This is a genomic window from Providencia sp. PROV208, assembly GCF_028479465.1.
Classification (GTDB): domain Bacteria; phylum Pseudomonadota; class Gammaproteobacteria; order Enterobacterales; family Enterobacteriaceae; genus Providencia; species Providencia alcalifaciens.
This window is the reverse complement of sequence record NZ_JAMPNS010000017.1, coordinates 105,093-125,260: the sequence shown is the minus strand read 5'-3', so window position 1 is coordinate 125,260 and position 20,168 is coordinate 105,093. Positions and strand designations below refer to the sequence as shown.

Sequence of the window (20,168 nt, the reverse complement as noted above, 5' to 3'; positions counted from 1 at the left end):
TCTTAGAGCCCCTTATGGAGACTAGATTTTAGTTAATTAAAAACAAAAGGGCATCGAATATCGATGCCCTTTTCACTATTCAACACTATTTATCGCCAATTTTCGCTCTTCACCACGGAATACTTACCCGCACCCAGAAAAGCAATCGCCAGCGCACTCACAAAGAAATAAACGATACTCTCAATCGCCCATGCCCCTGTTTTATCCAATAAAAAGGTTTTGTCTAGCCCTACCATTAACCACGCGACAACCATGGTAAAAGCAACTAAAAGCGCTGAAGGGCGAGTCAAAATACCCAACACAATGAAGATAGGAGCAACCACTTCCCCTAAAATCGTGCCATAGGCAATGAATTCAGGTAAGCCATAAGACGCCAGCAATCCTTTGATGCCACTCGCACCTGTTAGCAACTTGCTCATTCCATGAAATAGCATTAATCCACCCACCGCTAAGCGCAACAGCAATTTTCCTGCGTCTTCATGTGACAAACAACGATTGAAAAGTCCGACCATTTTGCACCCCATCTCTCTACGTTATGTTACTTATCATTATGGTTCAAAAATCAGAAATGAGAATTGTTTTAATTTTCATTTTATTCATCTATATCAAGGTAATTCTAGTTATTTTTAATCCACTATTTCTTATTCAAAAATAGCGTTTATGCTCTCTTTTTTTGAACTAATTTTTTGAACCCAACGATTCAATGTGCAGTTCAATTGAAAAATATCCCATCAACAAATTAACCACATAAATAGCAAGATTAATCACTCAATAAATTTTTAATTAATTAAACAAAAATATTAAAAAAGCATAATACTCTTTTTACTTGTTTAAATATTAAAGATAAATAAAAACAAAAAATGCCAGAATAAAAATAAAATAAAAAAAACCAAGAAATAAAATCTTCCTTATATTATCTATACTTAACTAAGCAACATCACTCATCATAAGCAAAAAAACAGTATATAAGATAATTAAAAATAAAAAATTCAGTTTTTTAATCTGAAAATTTAAAATCATTGGTTTTATAAACCCAAGAATTCCACTTTACATATCTTGAAGATCTTTAAACCTTGTCTAAGCTTAAAAAGCCAGTCAATTCTGACTCGCGAAAAAAAATCACTTATTTTAATTAATCGAGAACCTCGATGGGGTTAATTATGCCTAGACATATACTTTCTCTATCAATACTGTCCTTATCCGTGTTATCTGGCTCAGTAATTGCTGCCACAAATAGCCCTGGAGGTATTATTTCTTTCTCCGGTGCAATTAGTGATACTACCTGTACGATTAATGGTAATAACAGCGCTGATATGTCGATTGCTTTAGATCCGATTATATCTTCTGATGCAGGAACAACGGCAAGTACAGTTATTACAAAAAACCAAAAAGCCTTTGGGCTTACCTTTTCAAACTGTGCAATTGTTGGTGGAGGTACGCCAGCAGGGACATTAAAACTTCACTTCTCTTCAAGTAATATTTCGCCTTCAGGCCTGTATTTAATGAATACAACAGTGAACGAAAATGATCCGGCCGTTGCTCGTAACGTGGGCTTTAGCTTGTCACAGACTGGATCACCAACCGTTGCTATTCCATTAAATACGACCTTTGATACTCAGTTAACCGCAGCCAATACCACTTCAGCTGCGGGTGCAACATTGAACTTAATTGCTAGCTACTACAAAACAAATGCGACTGCCGCATCTGTCGGTGCGCTGCAATCAAACGTTGTTTATACCGTTTCATATCTATAACAATAAACTCAAGCTAGGTTCCTCTGAACCTAGCTTTTAGTGAGAATTTATTATGAAAATAAAATTATTATTCTTACTTCTTTTATTATTTTCTAAAGAAACATTTTCAAACGTTATTATTACAGGAACAAGAATTATATATCCTGAAGATGCACAAAGCATGTCCGTGCAATTGACTAATAACAGTAAAACACCGTCATTAGTTCAATCTTGGATTGATGATGGCAATATAAACTCAACACCTGAAAATTCAGATGCACCGTTTTATCTTTATCCTCCTATTATCAAAATAGAGGGTTTGCAAGGTCAACAATTAAAAATTAAAAAAACAGATAGAAAACTTCCAGATAATGTTGAAAGTATTTTTTATTTAAATGTCCTAGATATTCCTAAAGCGCCAGATTCAATGAAAGGGAAAAATGTCATTCAATTAGCGGCGCGTTCAAGAATAAAATTATTTTATCGACCTAAGGGATTAACTGAATCACCTGAAAATATCACGGACAATATTAATTACCAGCTAAATAATAACGGTATTGTCGTGAATAATAATTCCCAATACCACTTTACAATTGCTGCTATTACAACGCCTGAAGATAAAAAAACAACGCTTGTTGATTCAGAGATGGTTCCACCCCACACATCCAAAACACTGCCGTTAAAAAAGCAGTTAAAAGGTAACAATCTTATTCTGACTTATGTTGATGACTATGGTGTTTTCAAATCTAAAAACCTTCAGCTTTAACAGAAGAAACCATCATGAAAAAAGAAAATTATCTCTACATCCTTATTTTAATAGGGCTACAGACTTATCTAAAAAATGCATTTGCAGATGAATTCGATACCTCCCTTTTGGTGGGTGAATCTGCAAAAGGAGATATTTCTCGTTTCTATTCGGATGGACAAATTCCAGCGGGCAAACAACTTGCGGACATCTATGTTAATCAGGTTTGGAAAGGACAGTTTGACATCAATGTTGAAGATAATGGTAAGCAAATCAGCATTGCGCAAAGTGATGTCCCTAAGCTCGGTTTAAAAACCACACCTAACCAAACAGATCAGACTGAAGATAACGCATATGTTCAACTCAGCTCACTGGCACCCAATTTACATTACCAATTTAAAATCAGCGAATTACGACTAAACATTACAGTTCCACAAGTGTCGATTAAACAATCTGAATCTGGTTATGTCGATCCCAGCTTGTGGCAACATGGCGTGCCAGCCATTATTTTTGCTTATAATACAAACTATTACACTTATAAAGAGAAGAAACACGAAAAGAGAAATAATGAGAATTTCTATGCCACCCTCAACTCGGGTGTCAATTTAGGTGCATGGCAATTTCGTGATGAATCCAGTTATCGCTATTCATCCCATGGCTCGCAAAAATGGCGCAATAACACCCGCTATGTATACCGCCCAATCAGCCAGATTAACTCAGGGCTGAAGGCTGGCGATTTTTATACACCAACGGCGCTATTTAATAGCATCCGTATGCGAGGAATAATGCTCGCAACGGAAGTGGGTATGTTGCCAAACTCAAGCCAAAACTTTGTGCCGATTATTCGGGGCGTCGCACAAACCAACGCCTTAGTCAGCGTTTATCAAAATGGGTATTTGGTCTATCAAGAAAACGTGCCGCCAGGTGAATTCGCATTTAACGATATTCAGCCTAGCGCGGGAAGCGGTGATTTATTGGTGGTAATACAAGAAGCGGATGGTCGAAAAGAATCATTCTCTGTTCCCTACTCCGCCGTACCCGACATGCTTAAAGAGGGTGTTTCCAACTATAACATTCTTGCTGGGCAAGCAAAAATCGACAATACCTCATACCAACCTAAATTTATTCAAGGTGAATATCATTACGGCTTGAATAACTTAGTGACGCTCTATTCCGGCGCTCTACTCAGTGAGAAATATTATTCCGCCGTCATTGGAAGTGGTTGGAACTTTCGCTTTGGTGCTATCTCCGCAGACGTCACTCATGCCAAAACTAAATTGGATAGTGGAGATAAGAGTGGTCAAAGCTATCGTTTAACCTACAGTAAATTTATTGATGCCACTTCGACCAGTTTAACGCTCGCCACATACCGCTATTCCACTAGCGGCTACTATAGCTTTGTCGATTCAATTTATTCTCATGATAACTATAAAGCCTGGCAGCGATATCAAGACGAAAATGCCAACCAAATTGGCAATAATAATAACAATTCCGATCTCTCGCTAAGTAACTTCGATGCCTTACGAGGCTCACGGGCGAAAAATACCTTCACCGTTAACTTGAATCAGCAACTTGGCGACAATTATGGCTCTGTTTTTGTTTCTGGAACCCATCGTGATTACTGGAATACTCACGGCAGTAGCCGAGAATATCAAGTTGGTTATGCCAACAACTACAACGACATTTCCTACAACGTATCTGTATCACGGGTGCGTAATTATGATAATAAAGAAGAAACCCGCGTTTATATGAATATCAGCGTTCCCATTAGCCTATTCGAAAAACGCGCTAACGTGAGCTTAGGCAGCTATTTTACTGATTCTCACTATGAACAAACTGCCATGAGTGTCAGTGGCATCGCGGGGAAAGATAACCAAATTAATTACACCGTGACAGGCACGAATCAGTCTGGGGGTAACAATGTCCTCGGTGGAAATATTACCTATAAACACCCTTACACCACATTATCCGGTTCTTACACCGAAGCGAATGATTATCGTCAGGCAGGGTTAGGTGCCCGAGGTACCTTGGTTGCTATCCCTAACCATATCGCCTTATCGGGTGATACCGGGGATACCTATACCATCATTGATGCCCCAATGGCCGATAATATGATGGTTAATGACAATAAAACCACGCTAACCAATCAGCGCGGTGTGGTGCTCGTGACCAACAGCACCCCTTATCGCGCTAACTCATATACCCTTTCTGATACCGAAAACACGGCTGGCGCTGAAGTGCTCGGAAATATGGCGAACATCAGCCCGTATCAAGGCGCAGTGAACTATATCAAGTTAGAAACAGACACTCGACAAACCTTTATTTTACGTGGTGAAAAAACGGATGGTCATAGCCTGCCATTCGGTACAGAAGTTGTGGATCCACAACAGCAAAGTATTGGATATGTAGGGCAATCTGGCGTGTTGTACCTCAAGAGTGATCAACTACCTTCAGCCTTACACGTCAAGCTGAAAGGGGAAAAAGAGTGCGTCATTCATCAACCAATTAACACGATGGATAAAGGTAAAAACCGCTGTCAATAAAGGAACATCCAATGAAAAAAACCACATTGGCATTATTATTTTCCAGTTTACTTGCCGTCAGCCAGTATGCCTCTGCGAACTGTCGACAAGCGACAACAGTCACGGCGTCCCCGATTACGTTTGATATATCAAACGATTTAAGCAACTCATCGACTGTCGTGGCCAAAGACTCTCGAACCATATTTTCCGGGACATTTACTTGTACCAATAATGGACTACTCCCTAATGTCGTTGGTATTGCCTCACCATTTCAAGGTCGCAAAGCAACGGTGGGATTTAATGGAGGTAAACAATTAGTAGAAGTGACCGTCACCAAATTAGAAAAAAACAATGTGTCAAACCTATCTGCCGGTTCTCACAATGCCAATGAACTCAATGTAAATTTCACCATACAATTTACCCTTGTGACCGTCAAACCGAGCTCAAATTATGTTGAAATTGCAGGAAGCAGTATAACCATTAACCCCGTTGTTTTTGCTTCGGATGCATCCACTTTAGGTCTTGTACAATGGCTTATTGATGTGGTGACCAGACTCCTCGCGTTTTTGCTTGGACTCAATTGGACCACTCAACCTGATGATATTTACTTACAACCCGTTCAAGTCACCTATAACCCAATCACCACCACGTGTAACTTTGCTAACCAAGGGTTAGTGGTGACTCTGCCCCCCGTCAGTATCAGTACCGTCAAATCAGCAACACGCGCAGGTTATACGCCCTTTAATCTCAATTTTACCTGTCAAGATTTTCTGGCAGGAGGTAATGCATCAAGGGATATCAATATTTTCTTATCCAGCAGCAGCTTACTTACCACAGATAAAACCACCATGAATAACACCGCCAGCCAAGGTGCTGCCGGTGTAGGTTTTCGGTTAGTGACCGCAAGCAATCCCACCACGCCTATCACTCTTTCAGATAGTGTGGCAGCACAAAATACCGCAACCTCTATTTTCAGTGTCGCAAAAGGGAGTCCGATTTCCCCATCATTTACCCTCAATATGGGGGCTTATTATTACCCTTATACCCCAGCCATCGTGACGCAAGGTCCTGTATCCAGCACCGCAACGGTGGTCATGTCTTATAATTAGAAGGATGAAAAAATGCGGCATATTCAAGGGATTATTTACAGTTTAATGTTGCTCCTTCTCAGCTCACAGACGCACGCGAGCTTAATACTCAAAAAAACGCGTTTGATTTACTTAAGCGACCAAAAATCAGCCAATATTCAAACCATTAATGACAGTGAACAAGCAAGCTTAGTACAGAGTTGGGTTGATGAGGGCAATATCCATTCCACCCCTGAAACAACAGAGGCGCCGTTTATTGTGACGCCGCCTGTGACCAAAATCGCCGCTCATGATGGCGCGCAATTACGGATTCGATTTATTGGTGAGGATTTACCGCAAGATAGAGAATCTGTTTTTTACCTGAATGTACTTGATATCTCGCCAAAACCTCAAAACAAAGAAGGCATGAATATTATTCAGTTAGCGCTACAAATTCGTATCAAAGTTTTTTATCGACCCGCAGCGCTTGCCAGTGGCGTAGAGTCATTTATAAATAACGTGAGTGCCTCACATTCCGAGAATCAGCTTTCAATTAAAAATCCTACCCCTTATTTTTTGAATATTTCACAGCTCTATTATGAAAATAGCCAAAATACCCCCATCGCGAAAAGCGTTATGATCCCACCGTATTCAACCGAAAAGCTAGAAGGGAGTCATCGGCAAAATGGTAAACTTATTGCGGTGTATATCAATGATCAAGGTAGCCTCGTAAACCATACAATGAGCATCAATTAGGTACCGAGCCGAGTTAGGGTAAACATTTCCTACTGAGCCAACTTTTGAAAAGCCGCCAAAGGCATTGGAATTTCAGCCAACCACGTAAAACATGTGGTCATGTCAATAAAAATTGCCTATATTCGAAAAATAATGATGAATATTTGAATTTCAGCCATCACGATTTCGACAAGAACACAACTAATGAGAAATATTCCACTTAATACTATTGATCACGTTGCGCGCGATATTTTAGCACTCGGTACCGACTACCTACCCAATGTGCTATTGGATTCCCACAAGCATCGACGCGCACAGTTTCTATATGGTGCCACTGGGTTAATTGAGGTGAGCACTGAAGATGGTGAATGGGTGATCCCTCCCGATAGCGGCGTGTGGATCCCTCAAAATACCGCTCATGAAACGCGTATGCTAAATGTCAGCACCCGCAGTTTATATATCGAGCCTGCTGCCGCACCCCGTAACAGTAATAAGTGTGAAGTCCTACGCGTTACGCCGCTATTGCGTCAATTGCTCCTTGAAGCGGTTGATGTTCCGCTGGAATATGATCTCACTGGGCGCGATGGCGTGCTGATGCAGTTGATTCTCCATGAAGTGGCTCAGGCGGAACCCTTACCATTTTTCGCACCAATTCCTCGTGATGAAAGCCTCGCGACCTTATGCAAAGCGTTTTTAAAATCACCGCAAATAACCTCACTACCCCAAGATTGGGCAGCAAAATTACATAAAAGTGAGCGCTCGTTTAGCCGATTTTTTGGGGCGCAAACAGGCTTGTCGTTCTCTGACTGGCGACAACAAGCCTGTTTACTCAATGCAATTAGCCGGATCTCAGCGGGTAAGTCGATCACGGAAGTGGCATTCGATCTGGGCTATAGCAATGTAGGATCCTTCTCGACTATGTTCAAAAAATGGTTAGGACAATCTCCCTCAAGCTTTATTCAACGTATTGAGCAATAGCGCTAATCCAGTGTGGCGATTAGCCACGCGGATCCTTGATAATCACCAGCTTGCGCATTTTCTCCCTGCAGGTGACTACTAATTTCAAACTCTTTCATACTGTGAATTTCGGCTTTGATTTCTTTACCAGATTGCCCTGTTTCAAGATCGGTGATCACCAATTCGCTGTAGATCGTATCGTTATCCCCATTCGTCATAGGTAAACGCTTTTGTGGATCGTCATCTTGTGTGTAATCCAAACGTAAACGCACTTTTGTGGAGGATTGAAAGAGACAATGATAAGTGACTTGACCGCTAGCACGGTTGTCATATTGCAGGCTGTTTAATTGCCCATGGCGTAAATTCAATACACTTTTTTCTCCACTGCTGGTACTGGTAGAACACTTTGCACCAATATTAATTTGTGATGCAGCTAGTCGTAGGGGAACTGAGGATTCATTGAGTGACCAACTATCATAAGGCGGTGCCACTTTTGGATTCGTAAATGCCCGTACATAGCCTGCTAAGGGCATTTCACTAATCACTAGCTGCCCATCAATAATCTGCTCTTTAATATAAAACGTCATCGTGATAGGAAAATGGTTATCAAACCTTGGAACATCAAATACAGTCTCCTCACTCGCCATTGAACAAACTCCAGAGCTGCGGTTGGTCCATTCCATCATGTCAGCTTCTACTGTCATGACTAAGTTGGCATTTAGCCGATAAGCTTTGAGTCCTCCGAGAGAAAACCCCGTTTCAGGCACATACATAAATAGCCGATGAAAAGCATTTGAAGGCAAAATTTGTGTACTGGTACTTCCCCAACGTCGCCCAATACACTTAACCAAACCTTTAGGTTCAGCACGGTTGCTATCGATGACAAAGGGTTCACCAACTTGGTAGTAGTTTTGACCATCAGAGCCGACGTCAGGGTGATCCGCCAGTGTACTGTTGTTATTCACCCGTATGGTATAACCGCCATTGGGATCAATGATTTGTGCGGCATAATCCGCTTTCGCCATCATTGACAATATAAGCCCACCAACCAAACAACATGCCCATGCTATGAGCCTAATCTTCAACATATTGGTTTTCCCACTAGTTATAAGTGACTGAAATCATCATTGCAGATGTGAATCTCCCTGCAGGGAGCTGGTTTAATGGTCGTGTATTCACCAACTGTGCTTGTAGGTCAATCCGGTGTTCGGTCGTACTTATGGGCTGAGGGGTGAGCGCCTGTAATTGATTTAATTCTAAAGGAATCGCTTGCCCATCAGTGACATCAAGAAAATGGATCCCCAGCCCTTTCGCACTGGTTGACAAAATATGTCTACCGAGATACTCCTCTGTTCCGTAGCCTTTCGGGTTGAGTAACACTGACAGCGTTTTTCTCCCTGAGCATCCACTGATATACACGGGAAAATCTTTGGTTAACGAAACCTCAGGAGCGCCATTGATTTCAACCACACCAAAATTAATTTGCAGCGGAGAGCTGCCATCTTCACTACGAACATGACAAGCCGGATCCACCATCGTCGCAGCGACATTCACTAAAACATCCCCATAAACTATTGGTGAAATGAGTAACAGCAAACCACACCAATAGTTTTTTACTTTATTGATTTGTTTCACTATTCATACTCCACGGAAAAAGTAACCCAACCAGAAAAATTCCCTGCATTGACGTAACCAAATGGGGGCTTACGCGCCACAACGCCAAATAATAGAGACTGCTCATCTTTCACCACTGATACATGCCCCACATCAATGGGTTCATCCCAAATAATCGGTTTACCTTCGCCGTCCACTAGACCGAGCACCACATCGCTATCACCTTGAGTAATAAGGTAACTATGCCCATCAATATCCACTAACTGCGTTCCATGCCACGTCATTTTGATTAACTTCCCCATGTCTGATTGCTGGCAATGGTCAATTTCAATGGAGAACGGTGTTATTTCGCTCACATCTCCTTGATTGAGAGACTGCATGCGTAACGCCTCAAGCTGAATCTCTTTTTTCACTGAACCCGCACTGACTTTGCAAGACAAATGAACCAATTCACCGCTAAACTCCACATCCAAAAACTGGGCATATCCTCGTCCAGAAAGGCTCCAAAAAAGCGGCGCAAGTAACCACCAAAATAGTGTTAGCTTATTCATAGCTCACCTCCAATCTCAGTAAATGAGCTGGATCGATGGTATTCGGTAGCTGCACTGTATTATTCCCATTCACCAAGTTAACAGAGGAATGAACCACTCTTTTCCCTGTCGCAGCATCCACCACTAACAACATTGCGGGTGTTTTTGCTCCACTGTCGCTTTCACTGAATGCTGAGCCAGCACCGCATTGAGTCAATACGGGCTTCTCCTTTACTGCTAAGCTGCATGGCGCATTAAATAACGTGGCATTAACCAAAAACCACCCCATGTGGGGGGATTCATAATGTGATTCAGTGGGTGGCACACTGCCTAAAAATTTATCGCCTAGCGCCCCCGTCGTCATTGCCATGGTGATAATTGCGCATCCTAGCCGGATCATTTTCATCCGATTTTCCCCCTCAATGTCTTCGTAAAATTACTGTTCTCCAGAGACGGTGCAGGTGTCTCCTTTGCAACGAAATGCCAATGTTGGCTTACCACTATAGTCATTGATGTAGGTCAGATACGGTGTTGTGAGTGAATGCGTGGTGATATCAAAAGTGGATTTTGGTGCCACCATGACTACTTCGAATGAGCTCTCTTCCGACTGTTTTTTACTATTACCAATGCCAATCACCGTTAAATTAAAGGGGGTGGTGTTATTCAAACGGTAGCCTTTCGCCGTTTTCAGTAAAGTGATGTTATGAGCCCATTTCGTCTGGGACATCTCTAGAATTTTTTCAGGGCGATAGAACAATTTCACCCGTGACTAGAGCGCAATTTGCAGAGTATTTTCTTCGGTAGATTTTGGTGGGACTTCCCGCAGATTAAAATAGAAAACCGATTCTCTATCATCAGGTAGCTGGCTCAATAAAGGTGTTTTACTCAAGCGTACCAAACTGTGGCTATTGGCTTCCACACGTTGTAATGGTGGAGTCGCAAGAATAGCGCCTTGGGTGAGTTTCTTGCCTTGTAAATCTTCAATCCAACTTTGCGCTAAATACGCCTCCTCAGGGTTATCATTGGAAATACGCACATTAATCGATTTTTCATTTCCCGGAAAAACAATGCGCGTTCGATCCAGTGTCACTGCACCGTAGGAAGCCTGTGACATAATCATTAGCAAGCTTATCAATGCAGCATAAATTGATTTAAAATTAAACATAATCAACCTCATAAGATAGGTACGATGAAATATTCCGTTATTTTTCACATGGCAATAACAGCATTGACGACGTGGTGTTTAACGAGTCAGGCAAAGTTAACTGGCACTGTTTTTGGCTGTGCCAATAGACCCATAAAGGCTCTTGTCTTACGACGCCAGCCAGCCACGTCACGCCATCCTCCCCCACAATTCCTAGCTCTTGATTTGCCTCATTACGTACACTGGCACCAAAAGGTGGCTTTTTGCCATTTTGTAACGTAATCACTGAGAACAATTTTTCGCCTTTCATAACAGGGAAGCTGCGATAGCCAATAGCACCTTTCGTCAATGTGATATCGCTGGTTGCATTCAATGCTTCAATGTCATCGGGTAATTTACTGGTGTTGATGGAAGCCGTAGATTTACGGTAACTATTCATATTTGGGAGTACCGCTAAGCCAAAACGGTTCGTTTTCGTCACCCCTTGATTCAGAGGAACACCACTTATGTCCGAGGTTTCGACCATAAGACGTGTATCTCCATGCGCAGAACGGTGTAACGCAATTCCTTTACCCGTTACCGTTATCCCACTCTTAATGGAGGCGCCAACACTACGATATTGATGCGGTACATAGCTGCCATTAACCGAGACGTTGGCATCTGAGAGGTCACGAGAATAAAAACCACTAAAACTCGTTTGGCTATCCATATCTTGACCATGGTTATATCCCATCGTCAGGCTATAGTTATCCCGCTCCCCATAACCGCTATACCCCACATTATGGTTATATTGGTTCTGTTTATTTGAGCGAGAATACAGCTCGGAGAACGTGAGGCTATGCCCACTGTATAGCGGGATGGTCAAATACAGGTTAATCGCATCATCTTCATAGCCATTACTTCGCTCGGTTCGCGTCGCAGAAAGTGCAATATTGCCGTTGTATTGAGAAAGAGATGGAAAACTGAGGCTGGTATTGGCATATAAACCATATTGAGTTTGAGGATCATCCTGCCAATAAGTGCTGTACTGATAATTTAATGACAGATTAAAATCATCAAAATATTTATTTAAATAAACTTGGTAGTTTTCCTTGGTTGCGCGAGGTGTCTGCCCCGTTCGATCCTCATCCATATACTGCATTAACGTGCGATATTCTTTGTCTGCAAAACGATAACCTGCAAAGGTAATATCTGTTCGTAAATCATCGAATGACTTTGCATAATTAAAACGATAAGAGCGCCCCTGTAAGTGCCCCTTGTCATCATCAGAATAATCAGCAAAGGATTGCGTAATATCTACAGCAACAGCCCCGAAAGAAAACAGATCTCGACCAATCCCTAATGCCGCGCTTTGATAATACGCATTAAGCTGAGTACCACCATAAAGCGACCACGCATTTGATACACCGTATGACAATTCACCACTAATGACGGGATCTCCCGTTAAATGTCGATTGTCATAACGTGTTTTCCCCACCGCAGCTTTATAATTTATCCGTCCAGGACGCGTTAAATAAGGTAATGAAGCCGTACTAAGGCTAAATTTATTCTCTTCCCCATTTTCTTCACGCACCGTCACATCTAACACACCACGGATCCCACTATCTAAGGTTTGAATACGAAATGGACCCGGTGGTACTGAAGTTTCTGAAATAATTCGGTCCTGACTACGCACAATAACAATGGCATTCGTTTTTGCGACTCCGATAATTTCAGGCGCATACCCCACCAGTTTTGGCGGCAACATGCGATCATCACTTTCAACAGCAATCCCCGTATACTGCCAAGAATCAAATACATCCGAATAAAAATTGTTCTCCCCTAAGGTGAGCAGTGCCGCGGAGTCCTTCAATGAACGAAATGCATATAACCGACTGAAATCAAAATTATGTTTCTCTTGCGAATAGACTCCACCATGCTGTTCTTGATAAGTCCCGCTAAAGTCTCCACGTAAACGCCAAGCACCAATATTGATCCCAGATGTCCCATTGCCAGATAAATAAATACGCTTATCCCCTTCGGTTTCTTTTGTTGCAGACACATTCGCGCTGTAATCCACAAACGCACCATTGATCCCTTCTTCCCAATATTTAGGCGGGATCCAATAAGGATCTCGATACTCCATCCACATCTGCGGGATCGTCATTTTCAGAGACATTGTGGGTAAATCGACTTTAGTTTGAACGCCCGAAAGTGCAGAAAAATTCAAACATTGGTCATCGCGAAACAGTGTGACTTTTTCCTCTGCTGATTTTTTGAGTCCCATTAATCCCAGCAACTGAGGTGCAAGACACACCTGTTGAGATAACGTTTTCTGTGTATTTTTCTCATCAAAAACAGCGATATCTCGAGGTTCCCCTAAGCGTTGACCATTCACAAAGACGGTCAAGATATAGTCACCTGGTGGAACATATCCAGCGACCGAGAATTGGCTCATATCAATGTTACTAATATCTTCAGCATCTAATACATCTGTATTAAATTCAGCAGCATGCGCATTTCCGATCCCCATACTTAACGCTAATAAAATCGCCAGTCTTAGTTTGCTATGTTTGAACATCATGCCCTATACCACCCCAAATGCGACGAGTGTGCCCCTCTCGAAAGGAATTTCGAGATTATGTTTATTTGCAATTTATTGATAATCGATGAAAAAGCGGATTAATCCTTGATAGTTACCCGCTTGGATCGGTTCTCCTGTCAGCTCCAAACGTAAAAAGTACTGTAAAAAGAGCGTTTTCTCTGATTTATCATGCAGTAACACATTGTCTGACAAAGAATAATATTGACCCGGCACCAATGCATTTAAACGATTATCCAGTACCGAAACCCCAAGACCTCGTGAAGCTCCTTGCAAGACAAACCCATTAATGTGTTCCGCGGTTTGTCCCATAAAGCGAATAGACCACGTTTTAACATCAAGCGAAGAATAAAGACTTCCACAATCTCTTAACTCAAGAATGAAAGGTTGGTTATGCTGTTCACGTTGCAATTTAGTCCCGAGCATCGTGATAGCTAGCGGCGAGAAATCAATCGTTTGGAACCTATTTTGCATCACAACCGAACACGGTGTCGCAATCACAATACCTTTGAGAGTTGCGCTTCCATTAAGCTCAATTTTTTTCTTGCTTTCAGCCCCTGAAATGACTGGGTATACCAGAATACTGACCATTATCAATTGTGCTAATTGGCGAGTGACCCATCGATAAACAATCACAGTTTCCTCCCTCAACTCAGTCGTAATACCGCCAGCGAATGCCAGCGGTAGACTCAGATGTTTACTGGTAAGTAATGCGGAAGTTAGTTACGGCACTAAATTTACCTTCAGCGACATCTTTATTCGTATCAATGGCTTTAGCTAATGCTTTGAACGTTAAAGTGTTATCACCCTTCTTATTGATAATACGGGAAAAAATATCTTTGGCTTTACCAAACTCAAAACCATCAATACCAATCCCCACGTTATTTGCATTGCCAGCAGACGTTGAGAGCAAGGTATTACCCGCATCCGCGTAATTTTGCCCTGTAAAAACCAGCTCCATACTTTTCACTACCGCAGGTGTTCCTGCGGCATCTTTGGTGTAATCTGAAAAATCACATCCCGTTAATTCAATATTAAAATCCACCTCCGCATTGCGACCATTCTCTAAGCCTCGACGAGAAAGCTGTCCAAAATCAATGGTTTGCTTCAAAGAAGACTGAGCAATATTGCAGGGCGAAGTCACAACTGTACCGATAAAATTCACCGTACCGGTATTCTCCGCCATAACACCAAAAGAAGTCGCCGATGCTGCCAGCAGCGTCATGGTTGCTAACTGATTAAGTTTCATAGAATGACTTTCCTTTCGTTTAAAGATGAGAGAAATACAAAACACCATTAAATAATTAATGGAGATAACAACATGTTAAATATCATTATTGGGTATTAAAGCTCATGTAATGCCCTGAACTTCAATTTATCGTAATATGAATATTTTGATTTTTTATCTTGAAATAAAAAATTATCTTGTAGTTTTATTTCTGCTACTTCATCTGAATAATTGGCTATAACTTTAAAAAAAAAGTCAGACCAATCTTTGCCTAATTTATTTAATATGGCATCAAGAGTTTCAATGCTCACACTCGTAATACCACGTTCATATCGGGATATTTGTTGTTGACTAATATGGAGCATCCTACCTAATTCTTCACCAGTCAGTGAACAATTAAGCCTAGCCTCCCTAATAAATGAACCAACCTCTTCACGTAGTCGATATTTGTTTTTCATAATATTAAAACCAAATTTAAATAGCTTTAATTTTATTTACTCAAAGGTAGCCATATCATTGAGTAAATAGTTAAATAAAAAATGGATATATCCAAAGTGCAGGAAATTAATTTATTAAAATATAGATACAAGAAATAAATCTGTAAATACGTTTATATCGATCGAAATTATATTATTTAATAGTTAATATCTATCAAATTAAGTTTATTGATCACCTTTAACCTAGGTAAAATTAAATACACTAATATTTATCAAATAGTTACATAATTACATATGTATTATATAATTATGTAACCATTTAAATACCCAATAATTAAACATACTAAAACCTGTAAAAAAATATCAATTACCTTTAATAAAAAGAAACTATTTTCATTTTTGAAAATGACACTAAAAAAACGCCAAAAAAAGAACTTTCGTTTTAATTAAAAATATCAAAATTAAAAATACAATATTTAATTAAAAATAAAAAACAACCTAAAATTACACATTATATGCGTTACATAAATTCAACCCATAAGATTTAAAATATAATTTAAAAAAGAGCACTAAAAGGAAATCGAAACCTATCAATCAATCAATAATAAAAACCTATTTTATCCATATCATGCTAAAACTATACAAATGATGCATTTTTCATTTTTAAATATTAACTGAAATAAATTAATCCGTTAGGATAATGAAAAAAGGAGCCAATAATGCAAACTCAATTTTACAGCTACCAACCACAACAAGGTCATGGTCTTCCCCACGATCCTATTCCCTCATTGATCGCTCCTCGCCCTATAGGTTGGATTTCCACATGTGATAAGCAAGGTAGAACGAATCTTGCACCTTATAGTTTTTTCAATATCTTTAATTATTCTCCGCCTATTTTGGTCTTTTCCAGTGTTGGAAAAAAAGATTCTGTCACTAATGCAATCGAAACGGGAGAGTTTGTTTATAATCTTGCGACCCTCGAATTAGCTCAGCAGATCAACCTAAGCAGCGCCATGCTACCTCATGGAGAAAGTGAATTTGACCTCACGCAGCTTTCTACTTTGCCATCCACATTGGTGACTCCTCCACGTATTGCCCAAACACCCGTCTCTCTAGAATGTGTTGTCACCGAATATCAGCAATTAAAACGAGCAGATGGTAGCTTACTGGATACATGGATGGTCATGGGGGAAGTGGTCATGGTGCATATTGATAAAGCGACCTTGGAGCAAGGCCTGTATAACAGCGCACGCCAAAAACCGCTGATGCGTGCAGGAGGACCCGCTGATTATTATTGGATTGAAGAACAACAAAAGCTCGAAATGTATCGCCCTAAATAATCAATAGAGGCTAAGACCAGCACATATTACGCTGGTCTTAAAACCCATTATTTGGGTACGCAGGTATACACCCAAGCAGGTGGGAAATTTCGATATACCCGCTCTTTTGTAAATGAAAAATAACGAGAAAATAACCGCTCGCAACCTTGGGTATACTGAAATAGCACCAGCCTACCGTGATTCTTGAGCAAGCTTTGGCGTACCTTTTTCAAGATTCGCATACTAGTTTTTTTATGTAGAGACAAGAAAGGGAGCCCTGAAATAATCAGATCATAATCGCCACGTAAATATTCAGCTGAGCAAGGTTTAACTGTTACTCTAGGATCTTCAATTTGATTTAAAATAGCAATAAAATCACGATTAATTTCATAGAGCTCCAAACTCGATTTCTCAGGAATTTCATTTGCAATGTAACGCGTCATTACACCATTACCCGCACCGATCTCTGCAATTTTTATGCAATTTCTCCAATCTATATTGCTAACTATTGCATAGCATAACCAGCGAGATGATGGCATCACTGTTCCCATCGAGGCGGGTGATGCAATAAAATTTTTAATATAGAGTTGGTAATGATTTTTTTGAGAAAAAAACGATGCAATCATGCTTCCTCCTGAACTCGGAATACCTTTTCTATTTTCCTAAGTTGCCGTTCCACACTCGCTGCAAAATTTCGCATTTAGGCTGACGATACTGCGGCATTGTCGGCAGATTATTCCTTCCGCGTTTTGGCGGTCACCGTATTGATAACCCTCCCCCAGTTTTGCACCATACCCGTGCTTATCTTGGTAATTGTGTTTATCACGGTAATTGTGCTTATCACCGTTATTGTGCTTAGAATCTCTACCATGCCTTGAATTATTTTGATATTGGCCACCGTGTTTAGCGCCGCTGCGATGTTTACTGAGATTAAATAACCAGCTGAAAATTGACATAAAAGATATCCTCTACAGTTATTCTTCACACGAGTATAAACCTTAGAGCTAACTTCAAACACAACAGCAAAACTCAATAATTACAATAAAAAACCATTGATTACGTAAACTGAATTTCGCTGTTCTATACCAACAAAAATAGACTCAGCAGCCATGATTGAGCTTTACGATTTTAGCAATGATGTGCCATAGGAATTATCAATCACGCATAACCACTTGCCTTCAATCAGTTTAAAAACGTAGGTGGCTTCTCGCGCCGTATTAAATTCGGTGCCATCCTGCATTTGTGCACTTAAAAGAGTCTCAGCGAGCACTAAGGCGCAGTCTTCACCAAAAATGACTTTCACCGCACCTTGGGAAACTTGCAGAGTATGATTAAAAAATTCTGCAATAGCAGAAAAGGCTTTCTGGAGGTCCTCTTTTCCATGGACATGTAAGCCATCTTTCACCACTAATGCGCCATTTTCAGAATAGAAATTCATTAAATAACTGAAATTTTCTTCTGTGATTGCACGATCTGCGCTGGCAATTAAGGCTTCAAGATCTTGGGTATGTTTTTGAGTATTATCGAGAAGATTCATTGATAGTTCCTTGTGGAGAGTTAACCAGACAAGGACAAAAAACCCGCCTTATCTGGCGGGTTGAGGATGTCACAGACTCCCACCAGTTAAGTGATGGTCATCATAATCATTAAATGAGCGGCATGCTGCGACATAGTTTTTTCCTCAATAGAATTAGAAAATACATTATCAGTAATAAAATATATTTCAATGATGATGTAAAAACGGCTTAAGTATCTTAAGCCGTTAGGGTCAACATTTCATGAATCAGTGTTTTGAACTTTTATGGTGATTTAATGTTTCTTCTTTTAAATCAAGTTCGTCACGTAAGCGATGATACACTCGTTCGTTGATGTTTTTTCCTTTACGCATTTGGTATAAGGCTTCACGCTTCGCCTTAAGAGCGGAATTAGACATCGAGCGTTCCATTTCGATCATACGGTGTAAGTCAAAGACATCCGATTCAGTTTCATCGGAGTTATCTAAACGACGACCATAGATTTCGAGCAACTGAGCCCCGACTTCGGTACGCATCGCAATCTCATCCACATCTTCGGAAGGGTGATTCATTAACTCACGAATATGTGCCATTGCCGCTTCGTTTAGCGCCAAGCGGGCACGAATTTCGTCGTTATCGTAGGGTAAATCTTGGACTAACCCTTTGGTTAAAATAGGTAAAGCAATACTCGCAATTAACAGGGAACATAAAATGACCCCCATCGCGAGAAAGATTGCCACATCACGGTTAGGGAATAACGAACCATCTGGCATCAACAGTGGTAAGGTCAAAATACCCGCTAATGTAATTGCACCGCGCACACCCGCTGTTGCCATCACCGCCATCATACGAATACGCACTTCATCCGCTTGTTTTCCACGACGTCGATGATGAAACACCGTCAATGTCATTGATATCCATACCCAAGCAAAACGCAATGCACCTAATGCAATGGTAATCACTGCCACATACACAAATAGCATCCACGGGTGGCTAGCACCTGCTGCTTCAGCGACCTGTGGCATATTCGTCCACATTCCCGGTAACTGCTCACCCAGTAGGATAAAGATCATGCCGTTAAGGCCCGTTTGCACTGTATCCCAAACTGCCTTACTTTGCATGCGTGTTGCGGCTTGCATACGCCCAGCAATTTTTTCATAGTGCATCGCAATACCTGCAACGACCGCGGCAAGTATCCCAGAAACATGCAAATGCTCAGCAAGTAAATAGGCTGTAAATGGCATTAATAAGCTAATCATGATTTGGATGGCAGGTTCTTCACCAGTACGCTTAACCAAGAATTGGTTTAACCAACCTATAGCCCATGCCACTAATAAACCAATCGCAATACCGCCAAATGCCACCAGTACAAATTGCCCTGCGGCAGAAGTCAGAGAAAACTCACCTGTCAGTGCCGCGACAACCGCAAAGCTAAAGCATACTAAGCCTGTTGCATCGTTGAGTAAGGACTCCCCTTCTAAAATGTGCGCCATACGCGAAGGTAATGGTGAATTCACTGTCATTGCGGATACAGATACAGGGTCAGTCGGCGAAAGAATCGCCGCCAGCGCAAATGCAACCGCCAGAGAAATCGTTGGAATCAACCAATGAATAAAGAAGCCCATTCCAATCACTGTGACAACAACCAGACCGATCGCCAGAGATATAATTGGTTTAATTTCTTGAAATAACGCCTCTTTTGGAATGCGCCAGCCATCAAGAAACAGTAATGGAGGAATAAATAAAAATAGAAACAGATGAGGTTCAAATTCCACTGTAAACCCATAAAACGATAAGGCAGCACCTAACGCGATTTGGATAATAGGTAATGGAATAATGTCTTTAAGTAATCGTGAAACGAACACGCTCACGACGACTGCAAGTAAAAAAACGAGTACAAGTGTCACTACCGACATTGAGTGCTCCATAATGGTTTATCTTAGTTATCTGATTTGCAGTAAATAGATAAATCAAATCAATGTAAAGTGACAATTTATGCTCTAGAAAAAAAATAAAATAAATCAAAAACTACGATAGCAATC

20 protein-coding genes and 1 pseudogene are annotated in these 20,168 nt (G+C 40.8%); 7 read left to right on the top strand and 14 right to left on the bottom strand.

All coding sequences use genetic code 11. From position 1 onward, the window contains the following. Nucleotides 1-89: 89 nt before the first annotated feature. On the bottom strand, nucleotides 90-512 hold the full coding sequence (locus PR766_RS14210) for a DoxX family protein (protein WP_036968544.1): 423 nt from the start codon (nucleotides 510-512) through the stop codon (nucleotides 90-92). Between the two features lie 648 nt (nucleotides 513-1,160). On the opposite strand from PR766_RS14210, the gene PR766_RS14205 reads away from it, so the two are divergent. The 6 genes from PR766_RS14205 to PR766_RS14180 all read left to right on the top strand — a co-directional run bounded on the left by PR766_RS14205 (nucleotide 1,161) and on the right by PR766_RS14180 (nucleotide 7,780). After that, a complete protein-coding gene (locus PR766_RS14205; protein ID WP_006663314.1) occupies nucleotides 1,161-1,754 on the top strand; it encodes a fimbrial protein in 594 nt (197 codons plus the stop codon). 52 nt (nucleotides 1,755-1,806) lie between these two features. Then, nucleotides 1,807-2,499, top strand: coding sequence for a fimbrial biogenesis chaperone (locus PR766_RS14200; protein ID WP_006663315.1), 693 nt, complete (start codon nucleotides 1,807-1,809; stop codon nucleotides 2,497-2,499). Nucleotides 2,500-2,513: 14 nt separating this feature from the next. Then, nucleotides 2,514-5,021: a fimbria/pilus outer membrane usher protein gene (locus PR766_RS14195; protein ID WP_036974037.1), complete on the top strand. Its 2,508-nt coding sequence runs from the start codon at nucleotides 2,514-2,516 to the stop codon at nucleotides 5,019-5,021. A gap of 11 nt (nucleotides 5,022-5,032) precedes the next feature. Continuing rightward, nucleotides 5,033-6,109, top strand: coding sequence for a fimbrial protein (locus tag PR766_RS14190; protein WP_036968536.1), 1,077 nt, complete (start codon nucleotides 5,033-5,035; stop codon nucleotides 6,107-6,109). 12 nt (nucleotides 6,110-6,121) lie between these two features. Further along, on the top strand, nucleotides 6,122-6,823 hold the full coding sequence (locus PR766_RS14185) for a fimbrial biogenesis chaperone (RefSeq protein WP_006663318.1): 702 nt from the start codon (nucleotides 6,122-6,124) through the stop codon (nucleotides 6,821-6,823). 183 nt (nucleotides 6,824-7,006) lie between these two features. Next, nucleotides 7,007-7,780, top strand: a complete 774-nt coding sequence (locus tag PR766_RS14180; RefSeq protein WP_154635933.1) for an AraC family transcriptional regulator — start codon at nucleotides 7,007-7,009, stop codon at nucleotides 7,778-7,780. 2 nt (nucleotides 7,781-7,782) lie between these two features. Here the strand turns inward: PR766_RS14180 and PR766_RS14175 are convergent, their stop codons facing one another. The 9 genes and pseudogenes from PR766_RS14175 to PR766_RS14135 all read right to left on the bottom strand — a co-directional run bounded on the left by PR766_RS14175 (nucleotide 7,783) and on the right by PR766_RS14135 (nucleotide 15,314). Then, entirely contained in the window at nucleotides 7,783-8,847 is a 1,065-nt protein-coding gene (locus PR766_RS14175) for a hypothetical protein (RefSeq protein WP_006658279.1), read from the bottom strand. 13 nt (nucleotides 8,848-8,860) lie between these two features. Beyond that, a complete protein-coding gene (locus PR766_RS14170; protein ID WP_006658278.1) occupies nucleotides 8,861-9,394 on the bottom strand; it encodes a fimbrial protein in 534 nt (177 codons plus the stop codon). Beyond that, on the bottom strand, nucleotides 9,394-9,924 hold the full coding sequence (locus PR766_RS14165) for a fimbrial protein (protein ID WP_006663321.1): 531 nt from the start codon (nucleotides 9,922-9,924) through the stop codon (nucleotides 9,394-9,396). Before PR766_RS14165 ends, PR766_RS14170 begins: the two co-directional genes overlap by 1 nt. Continuing rightward, a complete protein-coding gene (locus tag PR766_RS14160) occupies nucleotides 9,917-10,309 on the bottom strand; it encodes a hypothetical protein (RefSeq protein ID WP_006658276.1) in 393 nt (130 codons plus the stop codon). The genes PR766_RS14165 and PR766_RS14160 overlap by 8 nt, the downstream gene beginning before the upstream one ends. Before the next feature lie 30 nt (nucleotides 10,310-10,339). Continuing rightward, nucleotides 10,340-11,068 (bottom strand): annotated as a pseudogene (locus PR766_RS14155) (fimbrial biogenesis chaperone). Nucleotides 11,069-11,105: 37 nt separating this feature from the next. After that, the gene (locus PR766_RS14150; RefSeq protein ID WP_036974043.1) at nucleotides 11,106-13,610 is read right to left on the bottom strand and encodes a fimbria/pilus outer membrane usher protein; all 2,505 of its coding nucleotides are present in this window, start codon (nucleotides 13,608-13,610) and stop codon (nucleotides 11,106-11,108) included. Between the two features lie 72 nt (nucleotides 13,611-13,682). Next, on the bottom strand, nucleotides 13,683-14,264 hold the full coding sequence (locus PR766_RS14145) for a fimbrial protein (RefSeq protein WP_006663324.1): 582 nt from the start codon (nucleotides 14,262-14,264) through the stop codon (nucleotides 13,683-13,685). Nucleotides 14,265-14,325: 61 nt separating this feature from the next. After that, nucleotides 14,326-14,877 (bottom strand): fimbrial protein, encoded by a 552-nt coding sequence (locus PR766_RS14140; RefSeq protein WP_006658272.1) that lies wholly within the window; start codon nucleotides 14,875-14,877, stop codon nucleotides 14,326-14,328. 95 nt (nucleotides 14,878-14,972) lie between these two features. After that, nucleotides 14,973-15,314 carry a helix-turn-helix domain-containing protein gene (locus tag PR766_RS14135; RefSeq protein ID WP_154601045.1) on the bottom strand — a complete coding sequence of 114 codons (342 nt, stop codon included), beginning with the start codon at nucleotides 15,312-15,314 and terminating at the stop codon, nucleotides 14,973-14,975. A 698-nt stretch (nucleotides 15,315-16,012) separates the two neighbouring features. Between PR766_RS14135 and PR766_RS14130 the strand changes: the two genes are divergently transcribed. After that, nucleotides 16,013-16,633, top strand: coding sequence for a flavin reductase family protein (locus tag PR766_RS14130; RefSeq protein ID WP_036959812.1), 621 nt, complete (start codon nucleotides 16,013-16,015; stop codon nucleotides 16,631-16,633). Between the two features lie 47 nt (nucleotides 16,634-16,680). Here PR766_RS14130 and PR766_RS14125 read toward each other — a convergent pair whose 3' ends face one another. The 4 genes from PR766_RS14125 to PR766_RS14110 all read right to left on the bottom strand — a co-directional run bounded on the left by PR766_RS14125 (nucleotide 16,681) and on the right by PR766_RS14110 (nucleotide 20,042). After that, nucleotides 16,681-17,238 (bottom strand): class I SAM-dependent methyltransferase, encoded by a 558-nt coding sequence (locus PR766_RS14125; RefSeq protein WP_006658269.1) that lies wholly within the window; start codon nucleotides 17,236-17,238, stop codon nucleotides 16,681-16,683. A 36-nt stretch (nucleotides 17,239-17,274) separates the two neighbouring features. After that, a complete protein-coding gene (locus tag PR766_RS14120) occupies nucleotides 17,275-17,568 on the bottom strand; it encodes a zinc ribbon domain-containing protein (RefSeq protein WP_036959814.1) in 294 nt (97 codons plus the stop codon). Between the two features lie 164 nt (nucleotides 17,569-17,732). Continuing rightward, a complete protein-coding gene (locus tag PR766_RS14115) occupies nucleotides 17,733-18,149 on the bottom strand; it encodes a YybH family protein (RefSeq protein ID WP_036959816.1) in 417 nt (138 codons plus the stop codon). A gap of 246 nt (nucleotides 18,150-18,395) precedes the next feature. Beyond that, nucleotides 18,396-20,042 carry a Na+/H+ antiporter gene (locus tag PR766_RS14110; protein WP_006663330.1) on the bottom strand — a complete coding sequence of 549 codons (1,647 nt, stop codon included), beginning with the start codon at nucleotides 20,040-20,042 and terminating at the stop codon, nucleotides 18,396-18,398. Nucleotides 20,043-20,168: the final 126 nt, after the last annotated feature.